Annotated in this window: 17 protein-coding genes; 6 read left to right on the top strand and 11 right to left on the bottom strand. The window is 72.0% G+C overall.

Annotated elements, in window-relative coordinates:
• Positions 1–9: 9 nt before the first annotated feature.
• Positions 10–288 carry a ferredoxin gene (locus tag ACWD10_RS28905; RefSeq protein WP_451096123.1) on the bottom strand — a complete coding sequence of 93 codons (279 nt, stop codon included), beginning with the start codon at positions 286–288 and terminating at the stop codon, positions 10–12.
• Between the two features lie 2 nt (positions 289–290).
• A complete protein-coding gene (locus tag ACWD10_RS28900) occupies positions 291–1,520 on the bottom strand; it encodes a cytochrome P450 (RefSeq protein WP_451096121.1) in 1,230 nt (409 codons plus the stop codon).
• Between the two features lie 356 nt (positions 1,521–1,876).
• On the opposite strand from ACWD10_RS28900, the gene ACWD10_RS28895 reads away from it, so the two are divergent.
• A complete protein-coding gene (locus ACWD10_RS28895) occupies positions 1,877–2,875 on the top strand; it encodes a zinc-dependent alcohol dehydrogenase family protein (RefSeq protein WP_451096179.1) in 999 nt (332 codons plus the stop codon).
• 87 nt (positions 2,876–2,962) lie between these two features.
• On the opposite strand, the gene ACWD10_RS28890 is transcribed toward ACWD10_RS28895, so the two are convergent.
• Positions 2,963–3,769 (bottom strand): LysR family transcriptional regulator substrate-binding protein, encoded by an 807-nt coding sequence (locus ACWD10_RS28890; RefSeq protein WP_451096177.1) that lies wholly within the window; start codon positions 3,767–3,769, stop codon positions 2,963–2,965.
• A gap of 210 nt (positions 3,770–3,979) precedes the next feature.
• On the opposite strand from ACWD10_RS28890, the gene ACWD10_RS28885 reads away from it, so the two are divergent.
• Positions 3,980–4,375, top strand: a complete 396-nt coding sequence (locus ACWD10_RS28885; RefSeq protein WP_451096119.1) for a DUF5997 family protein — start codon at positions 3,980–3,982, stop codon at positions 4,373–4,375.
• Between the two features lie 107 nt (positions 4,376–4,482).
• On the opposite strand, the gene ACWD10_RS28880 is transcribed toward ACWD10_RS28885, so the two are convergent.
• The gene (locus ACWD10_RS28880) at positions 4,483–5,247 is read right to left on the bottom strand and encodes a hypothetical protein (RefSeq protein WP_451096117.1); all 765 of its coding nucleotides are present in this window, start codon (positions 5,245–5,247) and stop codon (positions 4,483–4,485) included.
• A 303-nt stretch (positions 5,248–5,550) separates the two neighbouring features.
• On the opposite strand from ACWD10_RS28880, the gene ACWD10_RS28875 reads away from it, so the two are divergent.
• Complete coding sequence (locus ACWD10_RS28875) at positions 5,551–7,659, top strand: NPCBM/NEW2 domain-containing protein (RefSeq protein ID WP_451096115.1); 2,109 nt, start codon at positions 5,551–5,553, stop codon at positions 7,657–7,659.
• A 195-nt stretch (positions 7,660–7,854) separates the two neighbouring features.
• Here ACWD10_RS28875 and ACWD10_RS28870 read toward each other — a convergent pair whose 3' ends face one another.
• Positions 7,855–8,811: an ROK family protein gene (locus tag ACWD10_RS28870; RefSeq protein ID WP_451096113.1), complete on the bottom strand. Its 957-nt coding sequence runs from the start codon at positions 8,809–8,811 to the stop codon at positions 7,855–7,857.
• A 250-nt stretch (positions 8,812–9,061) separates the two neighbouring features.
• Here ACWD10_RS28870 and ACWD10_RS28865 point away from each other — a divergent pair, with 250 nt between their 5' ends.
• Positions 9,062–10,144 carry a LacI family DNA-binding transcriptional regulator gene (locus tag ACWD10_RS28865; RefSeq protein ID WP_451096111.1) on the top strand — a complete coding sequence of 361 codons (1,083 nt, stop codon included), beginning with the start codon at positions 9,062–9,064 and terminating at the stop codon, positions 10,142–10,144.
• Positions 10,145–10,177: 33 nt separating this feature from the next.
• On the opposite strand, the gene ACWD10_RS28860 is transcribed toward ACWD10_RS28865, so the two are convergent.
• Positions 10,178–10,396, bottom strand: coding sequence for a hypothetical protein (locus ACWD10_RS28860; protein WP_451096109.1), 219 nt, complete (start codon positions 10,394–10,396; stop codon positions 10,178–10,180).
• Between the two features lie 177 nt (positions 10,397–10,573).
• On the opposite strand from ACWD10_RS28860, the gene ACWD10_RS28855 reads away from it, so the two are divergent.
• A complete protein-coding gene (locus tag ACWD10_RS28855) occupies positions 10,574–11,470 on the top strand; it encodes a hypothetical protein (protein WP_451096107.1) in 897 nt (298 codons plus the stop codon).
• A 107-nt stretch (positions 11,471–11,577) separates the two neighbouring features.
• Here ACWD10_RS28855 and ACWD10_RS28850 read toward each other — a convergent pair whose 3' ends face one another.
• Together ACWD10_RS28850 and ACWD10_RS28845 are read right to left on the bottom strand one after the other, a co-directional pair.
• Positions 11,578–13,509 (bottom strand): serine/threonine-protein kinase, encoded by a 1,932-nt coding sequence (locus ACWD10_RS28850; RefSeq protein ID WP_451096105.1) that lies wholly within the window; start codon positions 13,507–13,509, stop codon positions 11,578–11,580.
• A 225-nt stretch (positions 13,510–13,734) separates the two neighbouring features.
• Positions 13,735–15,033 carry a DUF6986 family protein gene (locus tag ACWD10_RS28845; protein ID WP_451096103.1) on the bottom strand — a complete coding sequence of 433 codons (1,299 nt, stop codon included), beginning with the start codon at positions 15,031–15,033 and terminating at the stop codon, positions 13,735–13,737.
• A 272-nt stretch (positions 15,034–15,305) separates the two neighbouring features.
• Between ACWD10_RS28845 and ACWD10_RS28840 the strand changes: the two genes are divergently transcribed.
• Positions 15,306–16,205 carry an endonuclease/exonuclease/phosphatase family protein gene (locus ACWD10_RS28840; RefSeq protein ID WP_451096101.1) on the top strand — a complete coding sequence of 300 codons (900 nt, stop codon included), beginning with the start codon at positions 15,306–15,308 and terminating at the stop codon, positions 16,203–16,205.
• A 155-nt stretch (positions 16,206–16,360) separates the two neighbouring features.
• On the opposite strand, the gene ACWD10_RS28835 is transcribed toward ACWD10_RS28840, so the two are convergent.
• The 3 genes from ACWD10_RS28835 to ACWD10_RS28825 form a co-directional block, all read right to left on the bottom strand.
• Positions 16,361–17,323, bottom strand: coding sequence for an electron transfer flavoprotein subunit alpha/FixB family protein (locus tag ACWD10_RS28835; RefSeq protein WP_451096099.1), 963 nt, complete (start codon positions 17,321–17,323; stop codon positions 16,361–16,363).
• A gap of 108 nt (positions 17,324–17,431) precedes the next feature.
• A complete protein-coding gene (locus ACWD10_RS28830; RefSeq protein WP_451096097.1) occupies positions 17,432–18,217 on the bottom strand; it encodes an electron transfer flavoprotein subunit beta/FixA family protein in 786 nt (261 codons plus the stop codon).
• 191 nt (positions 18,218–18,408) lie between these two features.
• Positions 18,409–18,918: a flavin reductase family protein gene (locus ACWD10_RS28825; RefSeq protein WP_451096095.1), complete on the bottom strand. Its 510-nt coding sequence runs from the start codon at positions 18,916–18,918 to the stop codon at positions 18,409–18,411.
• Positions 18,919–18,980: the final 62 nt, after the last annotated feature.

Below are 18,980 nucleotides of genomic sequence, written 5' to 3'. Positions count from 1 at the left end.
CCTTCGTTGTCACCTCGCTCGTGGTGCTTGCTCTGGCGGCCCTTCTCGTCGTGAAGGTGGCGCGTCTCTGACCCCCGCCTCGGCCTCCGTCTCCGTGTCCGCTACGGTGACCGCCGCCGCCGGGCAGAAGCCCGCGGCCGCGCGTACGGCCCCGTGCAGCTCCGCCGGGGGCTCGGACGTCAGGATCACCACCTGCCCCGCGTCGTCGTCCTGATCGAATACGGCGGGCGCGGTGAGGGCGCACATTCCGGCGCCTATACAGCGTCCGCGGTCGGCCCGTACCCGCATCGTCACTCCCCGTCCCAGGTGACCGGCAGCTCGAGCACGCCGTAGACCGACATCGGGCCCCGCAGCGGCACCTGGTCGGCCGGGATGTCCAGGCGCAACGTCGGGAAGCGGGTGAACAGGGCGGGCAGCGCGACCTCCAGCTCGACCCGGGCGAGCTGCTGGCCCAGGCACTGGTGGGGCCCGTGCCCGAACGCGAGCTGGCCGCGGGCGTTCCGCCGCAGGTCCAGGGCGTCGGGATCCGGGAAGCGCTGCGGGTCCCGGTTGGCGGACCCGAGGGAGAAGGTGACGGACTCGCCCGCCCTGACCAACTGCCCGGCCACCTCCACGTCTTCGAGCGCCACCCGGATCCCGGTGTGCGCAATGGTCAGATAACGCAGCAGTTCCTCGACCGCCTGTGGCGCGAGCTCGGGGTTCTCGCGCAGCGCGGCGGCCTGCTCGGGGTGGGTGAGCAGGGCGTAGGTGCCGAGGCCGATCATGTTCGTGGTGGTGTCGAGCCCGGCCGCGAGCAGGAAGGCGGCGACTCCGGCCAGTTCCTCGTCGGTGAGGTCGCTGGTGGTCAGCTCGCTCAGGACGTCGTCGGTCGGGGCGGCCCGCTTCTGCGGGACCAGCTCCTGCGCGATGAAGGCGCCGAGCGCCTCGAACGCCTCAACGCGGACCTTCAGGTCGCTGGTCGGGTCGAACACCCGGGCCGCGCGCTGCGTGAAGACGTCCCGGCTCCCCTCGGGCACGCCGAGCAGCTCGCAGATCATCAGCGCCGGTACGGGATACGCGTACGCCGCGAGCAGCTCGGCCCCCGGACCGCTCCGCTCCATGGCGTCGAGGTGTGCGCGGGTGATCTCCTCGACGCGTTCGGTGAGGACCCGCATCCGCCGGACGGTGAACTTCCCGGCGAGCAGCCTGCGGTAGCGGGTGTGCTCGGGGGCGTCCAGGCCGCTGAGGTCGCCGACCGGGGCCGGCTGGGGCTCGAAGGGCTCGCCGTCCGGCCCGTCCACGAACGGGAGGTGCATGAGCTCGATCCGCGAGCTGAACCGGCGGTCCGCCACGATGGCGCGGATCGCCTCGTACCCGGTGGCGAGCCAGCCCAGGTGCCCGTCGGGATAGCGCATCCGCGCCAACGGCGCCTGCTCGCGCAGCTCCCCGAGGGCGGCGGGTGGGTCGAAGGGGCAGCCAGTGGGGCGCTCGAGGGCCAGCTCGGTGACGACGGGGGTTGTCCCGTGCTCTGTCTGATGCATGAAGGAACGTCCTTCTTCGAGATGTGGGCAGACGCGGAGATGTGGACAGACGCGCTCGGCGGGGCCGACCCCGCCTCTCGAGCACTGACACCACTATGGCGCCACTCATGGCACCACCACAAGCCACATCGACACACACATGTCACTTCAAGCCATGCCATCCATGCCGCTATAGCGCCAGCAAGGCGGCTCCCTGGCCCTCGACGGAGCGGCTCCCAGCGGGTCTGATGGAGAGGGCGGACGTCGAGGAGGTGGCCGGAATGAACCCCGGACAACCCGGCACTCCCGGCACTCCCGGAAAACTCGGCACTCCCGGAAAACCACGGCCGGACTCGACCCCGGGCATCCCCGCAACGATGCGGGCCTGGGTGACCGACGCGGACCGCCCCGGCACCCTCGAACTCACCGAGCTGCCCGTGCCGGTGCCCGCGCCGGACGAGTTCCTGGTGCGGGTGCACGCCTGCGGGGTGTGCCGTACGGATCTGCACGTACGGGACGGAGACCTGCCGCCGCACCAGGAGCACACGGTGCCGGGGCACGAGGCCGTGGGCGAGGTGGTCGCGGCGGGCGACGGCGTGACCGCGCCCCCGGACGGCACCCGGGTCGGCATTCCGTGGCTGCGCCGCACCTGCGGTACCTGCCGGTACTGCGCGCGGGGCCGCGAGAACCTGTGCCCCGCGTCCGCGTACACCGGCTGGGACGCGCACGGCGGTTACGCCCCGTACGCCACGGTTCCGGCGGCGTACGCGTACGAGCTGCCGCCCGGGTACGCCGACGAGGACCTGGCGCCCCTGCTGTGTGCCGGGATCATCGGCTACCGGGCGCTACGCCTGGCCGAACTGCCGGAGGGCGGCCGCCTCGGCATCTACGGCTTCGGCGCCTCGGCCCATCTGACCGCGCAGGTGGCGCTCGCCCAGGGGGCGACCGTGCACGTCCTGACCCGGTCCCCCGCCGCGCGGGAGCTGGCCCTGCGGCTCGGGGCCGCCTCGGCGCGGGACTCCGGGACCGGGCCGCCCGAACCGCTCGACGCGGCCGTCCTGTTCGCCCCGGTCGGCGACCTGGTGCCGACGGCTCTGGAGGCGCTGGACGCGGGCGGCACCCTGAGCATCGCCGGAATCCACCTGTCCGACGTGCCACGCCTCGACTACCGCAGACACCTCTTCCGCGAGCGCACGGTGCGCAGCGTCACCGCCAACACCCGTGCGGACGGGCGGGAGTTCCTCGCCGTGGCGGCCCGGCAGCGCCTCCGCGCGACCGTGATGCCGTACGCGTTCGAGGCGGCGGACCGGGCGTTGACGGACCTGGCGGAGGGTGGGGTCACGGGGGTGGCGGTGCTGCGGATGGGGGCGGGCTGACCGGGTCGGCCGCTCGTACGCACGTCGCCACTCGTACGCACGTCTCCGCCCGGCGTACGTCACCGCCCGGCGTACGTCACCTCCCGGCTACGACCGGCGCCGCGGCCTTCCCCGCTTGGCTCCCTTGGCCCGACCGGCGACACCGGCGCCACCGCCGCTACCGGTGCCTCGACGCTGAGAGGTCCCCGTCCCGGACTTGCCGCCCGCCCCGGGCCTTCCGGAACCGGCGGCCTTGCCGGCACCCCCGGCCTTCCCGGACCCTGTGGCCTTGCGTCGCGGTGCGCCCTTGGCCGACGGCTCCGCGGCGGGCTCCGTACGGCGTCCGCGCGTGCTGTTCACCGTCCGCCCGCGCACGATCCCGATGAAGTCCTCGACCTGATCGGTGGTCCGCTCCTCGACCCAGGACAGGGCGACGCGCGACGTGGGCGCGTCCACCACCGGCCGGTAGGTGAGATCCCTGCGGTGGTACAGGCGGGCGAGCGACTGCGGGACCACGAGGATCCCCACGCCCGCCGCCACCAGCTCGATGGCGTCCGCGGTCGTGGCGGGCCGCTCGAACGCGGGCTGCCCCGGCGGCCGCTCCCGCTCGCCCCAATCGAGGGTGTCGTCGAGCGGGTGCAGCACGATGTCATCGGCCAGGTCGTCCAGGGACACCTCGTCGGCGGCCGTCACGAGGTGGTCCTTGGGTACTACGACGACGGTCGTCTCGGTGTAGAGGGGGATGGCGCACAAGTCGTCGCCGACCCTTCCCTCGGCGGGCAGCCGTACGAGTCCCGCGTCCGCGCCCTCGTCCCGCAGCACACCGAAGGCCGCCGCGGCGGGCACCTGGTCGAGAATCAGCGGGGTTCCGGGCAGCCGCTGCTCCCAGATCCGCACCCACTTGGCGGGCGTCACACCGGGGACGTACGCGAGCCGGAACGAGACGCCGCTACCTACGGGAGAGCCGTCGTCACCGGCGAGCGAGCCGTCGTCACCTACGGGAGAACCCTCGTCTTCAGCGAGCGAGCGGTCGTCATCGGTGAGGTTGTCATCGGCGCCTGTCACTTCGCCAGGCTACCCCGGCCGTGGCAAGGGGCAGCCCGCGCGCTCGTTACCCTTGATCCCATGACGTCGCACCAGAGCACCCAGACCATGAAGCCCGCCACGGCGGCGAAGAAGCTGGGTGTGTACCTCGAGGCCACCCCCGCCGAGTTCCAGGAGGGCGTGGTCTCGCGCGCCGAGCTCAACGCGCTGCAGGCCGACCCGCCTCAGTGGCTGCAGGAGCTGCGGCGCAACGGCCCGCACCCCCGTCCCGTGGTCGCGGCGAAGCTCGGCATCTCCATCTCGGGCCTCGCCCGCGGCGGCGTCACCGAGCCGCTCACCACGGAGCAGATCGAGGACCTGAAGCGCGAAGAGCCGGAGTGGCTCCAGAAGGAGCGCGCCACCCAGGCCGAGGTCCGCGAGGAGGCCCGCCGCGTCAAGGAGCAGCGGGAGCAGAAGGCGAAGAAAGCGCAGCAGTGAAGTCCCAGCCGTAGAGGCTGTAGAAGAAGCACAGCCGCAGCGGCACGAAGCGGGGCTCCGCCCTCCCCCGGCCCGACCCGTCCGCGTACGGCGATGCGGTGCGGCGGCTACGAGACGAAGCCCCGGGTGATGTGGGTCCCCGAACCGACGTTCTCCGCCTGGTAGTTGGACTCGCCGACGCAGTCGCTGTACTCGTAGTTGGCCCGGGACGTGCCGCTCAGGCCGCCGCCGTCGGTGGACGTGGGCCCGCCGAAGACGACGTCGGACCTGGGCATTTCGGCGCAGCTGGGGATCCCCGCGTAGTACTCGACGAACCCGCCCTGGGTGCCACGCAGATTGCCGCTGCCCGTCGGCAGTGTCCAGGTTCCCAGGTGGGTCTCCTTGCCGCTGACCGTGTCTCGCGCGGTACCGGTCCAGGTGTCGTTGCCGGTTCGCTCGACCCGGATGTCGTACTGGTGGCCGTAGACCGCGTCGAAGTCGACCGCACAGGTCACACCGGGCCCGCCGTCGGCGCCCTCACGACAGAGCGGGTCGGACGTCGTCGTCCCCGCGACGAAGCTGGAGAAACGGGCGGAAAGGCGCTCGGTGCTGCCGTTGTTCTCCCGAGGCTGGAGGCCCGTATAGGCGACGTCTTCGGCGTTGGTGAAGCCGAACTGCTGGGCGAAGTAGATCCCGCTCTTATGGGCCGTCGCGGGGTTCACCGTGATGGGGAAGGTGATGTTGGAAAGGCCGGCGGACGGCGTCCCGGACATCTCCCAACTCACCGAGACGTTGCCGCCCCCGACGTCCGCGGACGCCACCTCCGGAGCGACCATCAACAGTCCCGCGGCCGCGCTGACGGCGACGCAGCGGCGTAAGTTCAGGATGGACATGTGCCGTTCCTCTCTTGTGGGGGATGGGCCGGTTGTACGCCCCCGTCAGAGGTGCCGCCATGGACGAATGCGCGACCGGGCTTGGACTCTTCACGCCCGCCGTCGGCACAGCTCCCGAACGCCCGGTGTCAGACCCTGCGCGCGGCCGCTCCTTTGGCCGGATCAAGTAACCCAACACAACCGCACGTTGGCGTGCCGTCACCCCCCGTTCTTACCGCACCCCTTCCAACAGACTCCAACACGCTCTACCGTGAGCGCGCGTCACCGAGTTCCCCCCGATCTTCGTGCGTACGGAGGAACGTCATGCTGCGTCACCACCCCCCACGCACCACCACCGGCCCGGGCGCCCGGCGAAGAGTCCTCACCGCGTTCGCCGCGGGTGTCCTGGCCACCGCCGGACTCACACTCACGGGCGCCACCCAGGCCAAGGGCCAGCCCCAAGGCCCGCCCCAGGCCCAGGCCCAGGCAGCCGCAACCGCAACCGCAACCGCAACCGAACTCCGCATACCTGACGATCAGGCGCTCACCCCGCCCATGGGGTTCAACAACTGGAACTCCACCCACTGCCGGGCCGAGTTCAACGAGGAGATGGTCAAGGGAATCGCCGACATCTTCGTCGAGAAGGGGCTCAAGGACGCCGGGTACGAGTACGTCAACCTGGACGACTGCTGGGCGCTGCCCGCGCGCGACGCCGACGGCAAGCTGGTGCCCGATCCCGTGCGGTTCCCCAACGGCATCAAGGCCGTCGCCGACTATGTGCACTCCAAGGGCCTGAAGTTCGGCATCTACACCAGCGCGGGCACCAAGACCTGCAACGAACTCGGCTTCCCCGGCGCGCTGGGCCACGAGGAGAGCGACGCCCGGCAGTTCGCCGCGTGGGGCGTCGACTACCTCAAGTACGACAACTGCAACAACCAGGGCGTGGACGCCAAGGAGCGCTATACGAAGATGCGCGACGCGCTCAAGGCAGCCTCCGCCGAGACCGGCCGCCCCATCGTCTACAGCATCTGCGAATGGGGCGAGAACAAGCCCTGGGAGTGGGCCGCCGACGTGGGCCACCTGTGGCGTACCACCGGCGACATCAGCGACAGCTGGGGCTCGATGCTCTCGATCATGAAGCAGAACCTGCCGCTCGCGCCGTACGCCGGTCCGGGCCACTGGAACGACCCGGACATGCTGGAGGTCGGCAACGGCGGCATGACGGACACCGAGTACCGCACCCACTTCTCCATGTGGTCGATCATGGCGGCGCCGCTGCTCATAGGCTCCGATCTACGGTCCGCCTCGCCCGAGACCTTCGAGATCCTCGGCAACGAGGAGGTCATCGCGGTCGACCAGGACCCGCTGGGCAAGCAGGGTGAGGTGCTCACGTCCGAGGGCGGACGCTGGGTCGTCACCAAGGAGATGGCGGACGGCAGCCGCGCCGTCGCCCTGTTCAACGAGACGGACACCGCCCAGCGCATCACGACCACCGCCACGGACGCCGGGCTTCCGGAGGCCGACGGCTACACGGTGCGCGACCTGTGGGAGCACAAGAGCTACAACACGGCGGGCGAGCTCGCGGCCACGGTGCCCGCGCACGGCACGGTCCTGCTCCGCGTCGCGGCCGACGACCAGTGGGCGGCGCACCCGCCCGCCGTCGAACTCGCCCTGGACGGGGCGCCGTTGGTGGAGCCGGGCAGCTCCGCGAAGGTCACGACGACCGTCACCAACCTGGGCGCGACCCCGGCCCACCGGGTCTCCGCGGCCCTCACCGGCCCGAACGGCTGGCGCGTCGAGCCCGCGTCGCCCGCCGCCTCCGAGAGCCTGGCCAGCGGCAAGGCGCTGCGCACCGACTGGACGGTGACGGCTCCGGGCGGCGCGAAGCCGGGCGCGTACGACTTCACGCTCACGGTGGCGTACGCCTCCCCGGACGGCACGCGCGCCAAGCGCACCCTGCCGGTGACCGGCCACGCGGCGGTGGCGCCACCGCGTGGCACCTCCCAACTCGGCGACCTGGACTGGCTGTCGGCCACCAACGGCTGGGGCCCGGTGGAGCGGAACACCAGCAACGGCGAGGACGCCGCGGGCGACGGCAACCCGCTCACCATCAACGGCCAGGCGTACGAAAAGGGCCTGGGCGCGCACGCGGAGAGCACCATCACGTACTACACCGCCGGGAACTGCTCGGCGGTGACGGCACAGGTGGGCGTGGACGACGAGAAGGACTCCAACGGCAGCGTCACGTTCGAGATCTGGGCGGACGAGGAGAGGGTGGCCAACACGGGGGTCCTGACGACGGCCGACCCGGCGCAGGAACTGTCTGCGGACCTAGCGGGAGCCCGGTCGGTGCGTCTGGTCGTCACGGACGGGGGCAATGGCGTCGACTCCGACCACGCGGACTGGGCGGAGGCGGAGCTGGAGTGCCACTGAAGCCCGTCCGGTACCTACTAGCCCGTCCAGTACCTACTAGCCCGTCCGGCGTTTGAGGACGAGCGCGTTCAGCGCGATATCTGCGGCGGGGGTCCGGGGGCGGCAGCCCCGAAGCCGCTGCAACCACGCGGCGTTAGCCGCATATCGACACAGTCGGGAAGGGGCGGGGCGGGGAGAACAACCCGGCAGGCAGCCTCACCCCGCCACCACCTCCCCCCGCCCCCGCGGAGCGCCCAGCGCGGCGGCCGCCGCCCCGATCAGCCCCGCCTCCGTGCCGAGCCGCGCCGGAGCCACCGTAAGACCCCGTACGAAAGAGAGCGTCGCGTACGACCGCAGCGCGCTCCGCAGCGGTGCGAAGAGAACCTCGCCCGCGCTCGCCACTCCCCCACCGACCACCGCGATCTCGATCTCCACGAGCGTCGCCGTCGCCGCGATCCCCGCCGCGAGCGCCTGCGCCGCCCGCTCGAAGGAGGCCCGCGCCACCGGGTCACCGGCCCGCGCCGCGGCGGCCACCGCGGCGGCCGAGGTGTCGCCGTCGGGCCCGGGCCGCCACCCGTCGGCCAGGGCGCGGCGCGCGATATTGGGGCCGCTCGCGATCCGTTCGACACAGCCGCGGGCACCGCAGGGGCAGGGGTCGCCGTCGAGGTCCACGCTGATGTGCCCGATGTGCCCGGCGTTGCCGGTCGGCCCCGGGTGTAGCCGTCCGCCGAGGACCAGGCCGCCGCCGACGCCGGTCGAGACGACCATGCACAGCGCGTTGTCGAAGCCCTGGGCCGCGCCCTGCCAGTGCTCGGCCGCGGTGATCGCGACGCCGTCGCCGATCAGCTCCACGGGCAGCCCGCCGCTCGCCGCGACGACCCGCTCGACCAGCGGAAAGTCCCGCCAGCCAGGGATGTTGACGGGGCTGACCACACCCCGGGACGCGTCGACCGGCCCGGCGCTGCCGATGCCGAGTGCGCGCGTCCCGGCCCACAGCGGCGAGCTCCGCAGCTCGGCCACGACCTCCGCGACGGCCCGCATCACCGTCGCACCGTCCTCCTGCGCGGGCGTCGGGCGCTGGGCGCGCAGCCGGATCCGGCCCCGCCCGTCCACCAGGGCTCCCGCGATCTTGGTGCCGCCGATGTCGAGGGCGGCGACGAGGTCGTTCTGCATCAGTCTCGGATCTCCCGGTGAGAGGGTCGCCCTCAGGTCCTTTCGGCACGACAGGACCTGGGCCGATGACAGTCTCTCCCGATACTGACAACGTTGTCTAGGCCCTCTATGCTCGACAGCAGAGGACCGAGCCAGGGGGACCCTACCGTGCCGGGTACGGGCCTTGACTAGGCTGCCCGTCACCGCAACTGCCGTATGCCACTTCGCCCTTCCACCCGACCGCTCCAGGAACAGGACAGGACCGCACACCGTGGCCGATATCGCCCGCCGTACCGTCGGCCGCCCCGAGCCCCGCTACGGCAACCGTCCCACGATGAAGGACGTCGCCGCGCGTGCGGGCGTCGGCCTGAAGACGGTGTCCCGGGTGGTGAACGGCGAGCCGGGCGTCACGCCCGACACCGAGCGCCGCGTCCAGGAGGCGATCGCCGCGCTCGGCTTCCGCCGCAACGACTCGGCCCGGGTCCTGCGCAAGGGCCGTACCGCCAGCATCGGCCTGGTCCTGGAGGATCTGGCCGACCCGTTCTACGGTCCGCTGAGCCGCGCCGTGGAGGAGGTCGCGCGGGCCCACGGGGCGCTGCTCATCAACGGGTCCAGTGCCGAGGACCCGGAGCGCGAGCAGGAGTTGGCGCTCGCGCTGTGCGCCCGCCGGGTGGACGGCCTGGTCATCATCCCGGCCGGTGACGACCACCGCTATCTGGAGCCGGAGATCAGGGCCGGGATCGCCACGGTCTTCGTGGACCGTCCGGCCGGGCGCATCGACGCCGACGTGGTGCTCTCGGACAACTTCGGCGGCGCCCGCGACGGCGTCGCCCACCTCATCGCGCAGGGCCACCGCCGGATCGGCTTCATCGGCGACCGGCCGCAGATCCACACCGCCGTGGAGCGGCTGCGCGGCTACCGTGCGGCGATGGAGGACGCGGGCCTGCCCGTGCACGACTCCTGGGTGTCCCTCGGCTCCACGGCACCGGAGCGGGTCCGCGCCGCGACGGAGGCGCTGCTCACCGGGCCCGCCCCGGTCACGGCGGTGTTCGCGGGGAACAACCGCGTGACGGTCACGGCGGTACGCGTCCTGGCCGAGCGGAGCCGCCCGGTCGCCCTCGTCGGCTTCGACGACTTCGAGCTCGCGGACCTGCTGCGGCCGGGCGTGACGGTGGTCGCCCAGGACGCGGCCCAACTCGGCCGCACGGCGGCGGAACGGCTCTTCCACCGACTGGACGGGGCACCGAGCGCCGGGGAACGTATCGAGCTGCCGACCCGCCTGATCACCCGGGGCTCGGGCGAGATCCCACCGACGGAGATCCCAGCGCCGGAGATCCCACCGGCTGACGCCTAGGCCACGTTCACTCAACTCACCACTCCATCCATCTCAACGCCGGGGTGGTTTCAGCCCGTTGAGCAGGGCGCGCAGGACCGCGAGCGGGCCGCAGGCGTCGCACGCGCCGGAGGAGTGAGTGGCGTCCCTCGTGCTGAGGGCCTTGCGGGTCGCATGGGCCGCGAGGACGCCGAGGATCAGCCGTACGAGAGCGCTGCTGACGGCGGCGGAGGCCAGGATCCACACGGCCACGCCCATGCTTGCGGAGAGCATCGTCGGTCACCCTTCTGACGTCGTGTCGGGAGCTCTCCGGTATAGCCCGGCCGGACGCGGGCCATCATCTGCGCAGCCGCGCGGATCCAGGGCCCGTCGCCCCGGGCTCCGCCGGGCCCGAACTACCGCGCAGCTGCGCGCTTCCAGCGGCCCGGGGCGAGACGGTATGCCTGGGCCATGATGAAGAAGAACCGGTCGCAGGACCGCGGCGACGGCTCCTGGAAGGCCCGCCTCCCCTACCCGTACGACCAGGACCTCTCCAAGGTGCTGCGGCACCTCAACCGCCGCACGCGCCGCGGCCGCACCCGCCTCGCGAACGACCCCGTCACGGCCTCGTACCTGAAGGCCGGGATGCGGATGCTCGAATTACGCCTCGGTCCCGGCGCTCAGCGGCGCGTCCTCGGTGAGCCGTTGCTCGGCTTTCTGTCGCAGCGCGCGGTCTCCGCCGCGGTCGGCGGGAACCCGGCACCGTTCAGCCAGCAGGGCACCGTGGCCTCGCTGCGGGACCGCTGGAAGGCACAGTCGGACTTCGTCGCCGACCTGATCAACTTCGCGGTGTGGCTGGAGAATTACCGCCCCGGCTACCGGGAGCAGCGCGCCGCCAACACCGAGAAGCTGGTGAGCGGCCCCGACTTCGTACGCGCCGTGCACGAGACCGCGTACCAGCACACCGCGGAGGGCGCCGCCATCCCCTCCGTGCGGCTCTCCCTCGCCCTCATGACGGAAGCCGAGGGCGACGAGGTGGTGGCGCGGGCGATCTCGGCCATGTACCGGGAGTATCTGGGCTCGTGGAAGGGCCTGTACGAGGCCGTGATGCGGGAGCGGCAGTTGCGGCTGCGCCCGGGGCTCACCCTCGACGACCTGACCAACGCGCTGTCCGCCGCCAACGACGGCATGATTCTGCGGGCCATCGGCGACCCTGGCTCCGGTGTCATCGACGAGTCGCGGCGCCGGTCCCTGATGGGGTCGGTGGCCCTGGCCGTGATCTACGCGTTCCTGGAACCGGCCGAGAAGGCGAGCGGGCTGACCCTCGAGGAGGCCGTCGCGGTGGAGTTCGACGGCCGCGCGCCCTGAACTGCCGTATGCCGCAAGGGGCTTCCCGCCCGCCCGGCTGCCCCTCAGCTCCCGGTCAGCGCGCCGTCTCAGCGCTCGCTCTCAGCACTCCGTCTCTGCATTCCGTTTCAGCACTCCGGGAGCCCGGGCAGCGGCTTGTCGTTGTCGCCGCCCTTGATGTAGACGTCGCTGATGAACACGTTCGTGTTCCCGCTGTCGTCGTCCGTCTTGGCCCACCACACGTTGGTCCACTCGCCGTACGTCTCGCGGCGGCCCAGGTTCTGCTGGCAGTAGAAATAGTTCGTGCCGGCGTTGAGCGTCCCGGCCCGCTCGCCGGACGCGGTGTATGTCGACGAGGTGCGCCAGACCTCGCAGTTGTACTTGCCGCCACCGACGGAGTGGCACACGGGCGCGGGCGCCCCGCCGCCGCCCGTCGCCCCCGAGCCACCCCCGGAGTCCCCGGAGCCGCCCGAATCCCCGCCCGTCGTACTGCCGTTGGCGGAGCCGCCCGACGTGGTGCCGCCGTCGGTGCCGCCCCCCGTGGTCGTACCGCCGTCGCTGCCGGAGCCTTCGGACGGGGTGCCGCTGGGCTTGTCGTCATCCTCGGACGGGGTGGCCGAGGCGTCCTCGGAGGGGGACGCGGACTCCGAGTCCTGCTCGGTCGGTTCGGGCTTCCCGGAGGGCTTCTCGCCGGAGCCGTCGGACGCGGACTCGCTCGCGCTGGGTGAGGCGTTGCTCCGGGCCTCGTTCTTCTTGCCGCCGTCCCCGCTCAGCAGGACGTACCCGCCGCCGCCCGCGGCGAGCACGGCGAGCACGGCCGCCACCGCGATCAGCACACGCCGCCCACGGCGCGGCTCCCGGCCCTCCGGGGACATCGGCGTGACCACCGGGGTGTCTCCGCGGTCCGGCCCCCCGTCTCCGGGGTTCAACGGGCCGACGCCGCCCACGCGGTGGGCCGAACCCGGCCCGGCCGTCGGCGCCGAGTGCCCCTGCTGGCCGAAAGCCCCGGTACCGGCTCCTCCGGGCCCGGCGGGCCCTCCCGCACCCGGACCTGCCGCACCCCGTCCCTCGGACCCTGGGCCGACGGGCAGCTGGCCAGGCACCCAGACACCAGCCGCGGCACCCGCAGCCCCCGCCGCGCCGACAGGCCCTGCCGCCCCACCCCCAGGCCGCAACGCCGTGGTCTCAGCATCCCCACCCGCCCCATCGGCCACGGCCCGCAGCAGCCCCGCGGCGGTCTCCGCATCCGGGCGGGCCTGCGGATCCTTGGCCATCAGCTGGGCCAGTACGGGCGTGAGCGGCCCGGCGTGCTGCGGCTCGGGCAGCGGCTCCGAGACGATCGCGCTGAGCGTCGACCACGTCCCCGAACGGCGGAACGGGGCGCAGCCCTCGACCGTGTAGTACAGCGTCGCGCCCAGGGCCCAGACGTCGGAGGCGGGGCCCGGGTCCTGGCCCTGGCAGCGCTCGGGTGCCAAGTAGTCGAGGGAGCCGACGAGTTCGCCGCTGCGGGTGAGGTTGGTGGCGGCGCCGTCGCCGGGGTCGTCGACCATGGCGATGCCGAAGTCGGTGAGGACGACCCGGCCGCCGCGCTCCAGGAGGATGTTCCCGGGCTTGACGTCGCGGTGCAGGACACCGGCGCGGTGGGCGGCGCCGAGGGCCTCCATGACCTTGGCGCCGATGGCGGCGGCCTCGCGCGGGGGCAGGGTGCCGCGCTCGCGCAGTACGTCGTCGAGGGAGGGGCCGTCGACCAGTTCCATCACGATCAGGGGGCGGCCGTCGACCTCCGCCACGTCGTGCACGGCGATGACGCCGGGGTGGCGCACCCGGGCCGCGGCGCGGGCCTCGCGCTGCATCCGGACGCGAAGCGCGGCGAGTTCGGCCGCGGCGGCGTCCGTGTACGTGCGCAGTTCTTTGACGGCCACTTCTCGGCCGAGCACCTCGTCGACGGCGCGCCACACCACGCCCATGCCGCCGCGGCCGAGCTGCTCCTGGACGCGATAACGCCCGGCGAGCAGGCGACCGACGCCGCCGCCGTCCTGTCCGTTCTCCCCCGATGCCACCGCTGCCCGCCTTGTCCTTCTTGTCCCTACGCGTGCTTGCCCTACGCGTCCTGCGCGTGGCCCCTGCGTCCTGCGCGTGGTCCCTGCGCCTCCCGGTCGCGTACAGACTAAGGGGCGGCGGTGACACTCGGAGAAGGTGTTTCGGAGAAGGTGTTACCGCACCGATGCCGTACGGGTATGGCCGTACGGCATCGGCCTTACGGAGTTGCTGCGGGCCTTACGGAGTTACTGCGCGGACGCGGTGAGGGCCGCGCGGCGGAGCGAGGAGAAGCCCTCCAGGTCGGCGCGGGTCATGCCGGTGAGCCGGGCGACCTCGGCGATGTCGAGGGCGCCGCAGTCCAGGCCGCGCAGCAGGTACCCGGAGAGCGCCTTGGCGGTGGCGGGCTCGTCCATGACGTCGCCGTCGACGTGGTTGGCGTAGGCGGCGAGGCGCTTGGCGGCGGCCTCGAAGCCCTCGCGGTAGTAGGCGAAGACGGCCGCGAAGCGGGTCGGGATGTGCGCGGGGTGCATGTCCCAGCCCTGGTAGTAGGCGCGGGCCAGGGCGCGCCGGGTGAGGTCGTAGTGCAGCTTCCAGGCGTCGTGGACGTGGGCGGTGGGGCCGACCGGCAGCACGTTCGTCGAGCCGTCGGAGACGCGTACGCCGGTGCCCGCGGCGGCGACCTGCATGACCGCCTTGGCGTGGTCGGCGGCGGGGTGGTCGCTGGCCTGGTAGGCGGCGGAGACGCCGAGGCAGGCGCTGTAGTCGAAGGTGCCGTAGTGCAGGCCGGTGGCGCGGCCCTGGGCGGCGTCGATCATGCGGGCGACGGTGGCGGTGCCGTCGGGGCCGAGGATGGACTGGCTGGTCTCGATCTGGATCTCGAAGCCGATCCGTCCGGCGGCGAGGCCGCGGGCCTTCTCGAACTCCTCGACGAGCTTGACCATGGCGGTGACCTGCTCGGTGTACGTCACCTTGGGCAGGGTCAGGACGAGGCCGTCGGGGAGGCCGCCGGCCTCCATGAGGCCGGTGAGGAAGATGTCGAGGGTGCGGATGCCGCGGTCGCGGACCGGTGCCTCCATGCACTTCATGCGGATGCCCATGTACGGCGCGGCCGTGCCGTTCTCGTAGGCCTCGGCGATCAGACGGGCGGCGCCGGCGGCGTCCGCGTCTTCGGCGGCCCCGCCGCTGCCCTTGTAGCCGTCCTCGAAGTCGACGCGGAGGTCTTCGATCGGCTCGTGCTGGAGCTTGGCGCGGACGCGGTCGTAGACGGCCTCGGCTAGGTCGTCGCTCAGGCCTACGGCCTTGGCGAAGGTGGCGGCGTCCGGGGCGTGCTCGTCGAGCGCGGCAAGGGCCTGATCGCCCCAGGTGCGGATGGTGTCGGCGGTGAAGACGTTGCCCGGTACGTAGACGGTGTGGACGGGCTGGCGGGTGCCCGGGTCGCCGGGGTAGCGGCGTTCGAGCTCCGCGTCCACCGGGGCGAGGGAGGCGCTGATGCCCTCGCTGACCGCGCCTGCGAGGCTCATCGCCACCTGCTCTTGCTGACCCATTACGGCACCCTCCGCGTCTCTCAAGCAGCTTGCGAAGCGGTTCTTGAAGCAGCCCTTAAAAGCCTTCAAGCTTTCCGCTTCACGGAATCAATAATCCGTATGGTGAAGCTATCCCTGCCCCTTCGTGCTGGTCAACACCCACCTCGGCGCAGGGCGGCCACCGTTCACGGCCCGGGTCCACCGCCGTATGTCGCCGGTCACTTCTGTCTCACACCGCACTCACACCCTGGGGAGCGCGCGCCTCATCCTGACCCCCGACGGAAGGAGCCCGCGTGCCCAGAGACCTCCGCCTGAGCCGCCGCACGGGCCTCAGAGCCGCCGTGACGGCGGCCGTGGCCACGCCCCTGCTGACCGGCCGCCTGGGCGGCACGGCCGATGCCGCCGAGCGCGGCGACGCCCGCCTGCGGACCATGTCGTTCAATTTACGCTTCGCCAGTGACACCCCGCCCAACAGCTGGCCCGAGCGCCGCCCGGTCACGCGCGAACTCCTGCGCCTCGAGCGCCCGCACGTCCTGGGCACCCAGGAAGGGCTCTACCAGCAGCTCCAGGACATCCACGCGGACCTCGGCCCGGCGTACGCCTGGATCGGCACCGGGCGTGCGGGCGGCAGCCGCGACGAGTTCATGACGATCTTCTACGACACCCGGCGCCTGGCCCCGCGCGAGTACGACCACTTCTGGCTCTCCGACACCCCGGACGTGATCGGCTCCAACACCTGGGGCGGCAGCTCGATCCGGATGGTCACCTGGGTGCGCTTCCACGACCGGGAGACCGGCGGCGAGTTCTTCTTCCTCAACACCCACCTGGACAACGCCAGTCAGTACGCACGCGCGCGTGCCGCCGATCTCATCGCGGACCGCATCGGCGACCTGGACCGCTCCCTGCCCCTCATCGTGACCGGTGACTTCAACGTCCCCGCCCACGGCAACCCGGTCTACGACACGATGCTCGGCGCGGGCCTCGTGGACTCCTGGGACACCGCGGCCGAGCGCAGCAAGCTCTACGCCACCTTCCACGGCTACAAGCCCCTGGTCCCGGACGGCGAACGCATCGACTGGATCCTCACCGCACCCGGCGTCACCACCCACTCCGCAGCGATCAACACCTTCAGCAAGGACGGCCAGTTCCCCAGCGACCACCTCCCGGTCCAGGCGACGGCCACACTGACCTGACCCACTCAAGGGCCCCCCGGGCCCCCGGGGGTGACCGGGGTGACCGGGGTGCCCGGGGGTGCCCGGGGTGCCCGGGAACGCCCGAAGGCCCCCGAATCGTTGTCGGCTCGGGGGCCCTTCGTTTTCCGTCGCTACAGAAGGGGCGACGAACCCGCTCAGCCCTTGCGGGTCTTGACCTCTTCGGTCAGCTGCGGGACGACCTCGAAGAGGTCGCCGACCACGCCGTAGTCGACCAGGTCGAAGATCGGGGCCTCGGCGTCCTTGTTGATGGCCACGATGGTCTTCGAGGTCTGCATACCGGCGCGGTGCTGGATCGCACCGGAGATGCCGGAGGCGATGTACAGCTGCGGCGAGACCGACTTACCGGTCTGGCCGACCTGGCTGGAGTGCGGGTACCAGCCCGCGTCGACCGCGGCGCGCGAGGCACCCACGGCGGCACCGAGCGAGTCGGCGAGCGCCTCGATGATCGCGAAGTTCTCGGCGCCGTTGACGCCACGGCCACCGGAGACGACGATCGCGGCCTCGGTCAGGTCGGGGCGGCCGGTCGACTCGCGCGGCGTGCGCGAGGTGACCTTGGTGCCGGTGGCCTGCTGGGAGAAGGACACCGACAGGGCCTCGACGGCACCCGCGGCCGGGGCGGCCTCGACCGGAGCCGAGTTGGGCTTGACGGTGATCACCGGGGTGCCGGTGGTGACCCGGGACTTGGTGGTGAACGCGGCGGCGAACACGGACTGCGTGGCCACCGGGCCCTCGTCGCCGGCCTCCAGGTCGACGGCGTCGGTGATGATGCCGGACTTGATACGGACCGCGAGGCGGGCCGCGATCTCCTTGCCCTCCGCGGAGGACGGGACCAGGACCGCGCTCGGCTGGACAGCGTCGTAGGCGGCCTGGAGCGCGTCCACCTTCGGGACGACCAGGTAGTCGGCGAACTCCGGGGCGTCGGCGGTCAGGACCTTGACGGCGCCGTGCTCGGCGAGCGTGGCGGCGGTGTCGGCCGCACCGTTGCCGACGGCGACGGCGACCGGCTCGCCGACACGGCGGGCGAGCGTCAGAAGCTCAAGGGTGGGCTTGCGGACGGCGCCGTCCACGTGGTCGACGTAGACGAGAACTTCAGCCATGGGACTCAATCTCCTGCTGCGAGTGCGAAGAATCTGGGGGCAGTTGGGGCTCTGCGCGAGCCTTAGATGCTGTGCTGGCCCGGGGGACAACCCCCGGACCCCCGGCACCTAGATGAACTTTTGGCTCGCGAGGAACTCGGCCAGCTGCTTGCCGCCCTCGCCCTCATCCTTGACGATCGTGCCGGCCGTACGGGCCGGACGCTCGGCGGCGGAGTCGACCTTGGTCCAGGCACCCTCGAGACCGACCTCCTCGGCCTCGATGTCCAGGTCGTCCAGGTCGAGGGACTCCACCGGCTTCTTCTTGGCGGCCATGATGCCCTTGAAGGACGGGTAACGGGCCTCGCCGGACTGGTCCGTGACGGACACGACGGCCGGAAGCGACGCCTCCAGCTGCTCGGTCGCGGTGTCACCGTCGCGGCGGCCCTTCACGGTGCCGTCCTCGACGCTGACCTCGGAGAGCAGCGTGACCTGCGGGACGCCCAGGCGCTCGGCCAGGATCGCCGGCAGCACACCCATGGTGCCGTCGGTCGACGCCATGCCGCAGACGACCAGGTCGTACCCGGTCTTCTCGATCGCCTTGGCCAGGACCAGGGACGTGCCCATGACGTCCGTGCCGTGCAGGTCGTCGTCCTCGACGTGCACGGCCTTGTCGGCGCCCATCGAGAGCGCCTTGCGCAGCGCGTCCTTGGCGTCCTCGGGGCCGACGGTCAGCACCGTGATCTCGGCGTCGTCCGCTTCATCGGCAATCTGCAGGGCCTGCTCGACCGCGTACTCGTCGAGCTCCGACAGCAGACCGTCCACGTCCTCACGGTCGACGGTCAGGTCATCAGTGAAGTGCCGGTCACCAGTGGCGTCGGGCACGTACTTCACACAGACAACGATCCTCAAGCTCACGCCGGCTCTCCTACTGCATCGTCATTTCTGGGCTGCTGCCTCTACGGGCAGCATAGGCGCCTGAAGAGGCGGATCCCGGTCGGGGCGACCCGCGCTCCGATCGAAATGTTACTAGCCAGTACAACCAGGTTATGCCCATTAAGCAAGCGCTCGTAACTGTGACCTTGCCAACGGTGCGTAACCGCGGCCGGTCAGTCCCGCAGCGCGGTGAAACGGCCCTGGTGGTAGAGGAGCGGCCGACCGCCCGTGGACGGGTCGCCGAGCGCCACCTCGGCGAGCAGCAGCCGGTGATCTCCGGCCGGTACCCGGGCCACGATCCGGCAGACCAGCCAGGCCACGACGCCGCCGAGGACGGGGACGCCGTGCGGGCCTCGGGACCAGCGGGTGGGCGGTGCGAAGCGGTCGGCGCCACTGCGGGCGAAGGTGGCGGCGAGGTCGTCCTGGTGCTCGCCGAGTATGTGGACGCCGACGTACTCGGCCTCGGCGAGCACCGGCCAGCTGGAGGAGCCGGTGCCGATACCGAAGGAGACGAGCGGCGGCTCGGCGGAGACGGAGGCGAGCGAGGTCGCGGTGAAGCCGACGGGTCCGGTGGCGCCGTGCGCGGTGATCACGGCGACGCCCGCGGCGTGCTGGCGGAAGACGGAGCGCAGCAGCTCGGGTCCGGCGACGCGGGCGGCGCCGAGGTCGGGCGTGGCCGTCATGGAGTGTTCCTTCTCCTGTAGTGCGAGGGCCGTTGCCGCTCGGCGCCCGTTGCGCAGAGGTC

This window comes from Streptomyces sp. NPDC002851, from assembly GCF_053591935.1.
Note: the sequence above shows the minus strand (reverse complement) of the source record. Positions and strands in the feature narration are given on the sequence as shown.

Coding starts and splice junctions, on each gene's coding strand:
- ACWD10_RS28905 (WP_451096123.1), bottom strand. CDS start 288: ATGCGGGTACGGGCCGACCGCGGACGCTGTATAGGCGCCGGAATGTGC.
- ACWD10_RS28900 (WP_451096121.1), bottom strand. CDS start 1,520: ATGCATCAGACAGAGCACGGGACAACCCCCGTCGTCACCGAGCTGGCC.
- ACWD10_RS28895 (WP_451096179.1), top strand. CDS start 1,877: ATGCGGGCCTGGGTGACCGACGCGGACCGCCCCGGCACCCTCGAACTC.
- ACWD10_RS28885 (WP_451096119.1), top strand. CDS start 3,980: ATGACGTCGCACCAGAGCACCCAGACCATGAAGCCCGCCACGGCGGCG.
- ACWD10_RS28880 (WP_451096117.1), bottom strand. CDS start 5,247: ATGTCCATCCTGAACTTACGCCGCTGCGTCGCCGTCAGCGCGGCCGCG.
- ACWD10_RS28875 (WP_451096115.1), top strand. CDS start 5,551: ATGCTGCGTCACCACCCCCCACGCACCACCACCGGCCCGGGCGCCCGG.
- ACWD10_RS28870 (WP_451096113.1), bottom strand. CDS start 8,811: ATGCAGAACGACCTCGTCGCCGCCCTCGACATCGGCGGCACCAAGATC.
- ACWD10_RS28860 (WP_451096109.1), bottom strand. CDS start 10,396: ATGCTCTCCGCAAGCATGGGCGTGGCCGTGTGGATCCTGGCCTCCGCC.
- ACWD10_RS28855 (WP_451096107.1), top strand. CDS start 10,574: ATGATGAAGAAGAACCGGTCGCAGGACCGCGGCGACGGCTCCTGGAAG.
- ACWD10_RS28845 (WP_451096103.1), bottom strand. CDS start 15,033: ATGGGTCAGCAAGAGCAGGTGGCGATGAGCCTCGCAGGCGCGGTCAGC.
- ACWD10_RS28835 (WP_451096099.1), bottom strand. CDS start 17,323: ATGGCTGAAGTTCTCGTCTACGTCGACCACGTGGACGGCGCCGTCCGC.
- ACWD10_RS28825 (WP_451096095.1), bottom strand. CDS start 18,918: ATGACGGCCACGCCCGACCTCGGCGCCGCCCGCGTCGCCGGACCCGAG.